Annotated in this window: 1 rRNA gene; it reads right to left on the reverse strand. The window is 52.5% G+C overall.

The window, feature by feature from the left end:
• A 16S ribosomal RNA gene (locus GTP69_RS30820) occupies positions 1 to 1000 on the reverse strand; the annotation flags it as partial.
• Positions 1001 to 1011 lie beyond the last annotated feature (11 nt).

The raw sequence follows: 1011 nt of genomic DNA on the forward strand, positions 1-1011 counted from the left end.
GATTCCATCCATGTCAAGGGTAGGTAAGGTTTTTCGCGTTGCATCGAATTAATCCACATCATCCACCGCTTGTGCGGGTCCCCGTCAATTCCTTTGAGTTTTAATCTTGCGACCGTACTCCCCAGGCGGTCTACTTCACGCGTTAGCTGCGTTACCAAGTCAATTAAGACCCGACAACTAGTAGACATCGTTTAGGGCGTGGACTACCAGGGTATCTAATCCTGTTTGCTCCCCACGCTTTCGTGCATGAGCGTCAGTTTTGACCCAGGGGGCTGCCTTCGCCATCGGTGTTCCTCCACATATCTACGCATTTCACTGCTACACGTGGAATTCTACCCCCCTCTGCCAAACTCTAGCCTTGCAGTCACCATCGCCATTCCCAGGTTGAGCCCGGGGATTTCACGACAGTCTTACAAAACCGCCTGCGCACGCTTTACGCCCAGTAATTCCGATTAACGCTTGCACCCTACGTATTACCGCGGCTGCTGGCACGTAGTTAGCCGGTGCTTATTCTTCAGGTACCGTCATGAGGCGCAGATATTAGCCGCACCCTTTTCTTCCCTGACAAAAGAGCTTTACAACCCGAAGGCCTTCTTCACTCACGCGGCATTGCTGGATCAGGCTTGCGCCCATTGTCCAAAATTCCCCACTGCTGCCTCCCGTAGGAGTCTGGACCGTGTCTCAGTTCCAGTGTGGCTGGTCGTCCTCTCAGACCAGCTACTGATCGATGCCTTGGTAGGCTTTTACCCTACCAACTAGCTAATCAGATATCGGCCGCTCCAGGAGCATGAGGTCTTGCGATCCCCCACTTTCATCCTTAGATCGTATGCGGTATTAGCGTAACTTTCGCTACGTTATCCCCCACTCCAGGGTACGTTCCGATATATTACTCACCCGTTCGCCACTCGCCACCAGAGCAAGCTCCGTGCTGCCGTTCGACTTGCATGTGTAAGGCATGCCGCCAGCGTTCAATCTGAGCCAGGATCAAACTCTTTAGTTTAATCTCTGTTT

The sequence above is a fragment of the Duganella levis genome (assembly GCF_009857605.1).
Classification (GTDB): Bacteria; Pseudomonadota; Gammaproteobacteria; order Burkholderiales; family Burkholderiaceae_D; genus Rugamonas; species Rugamonas levis.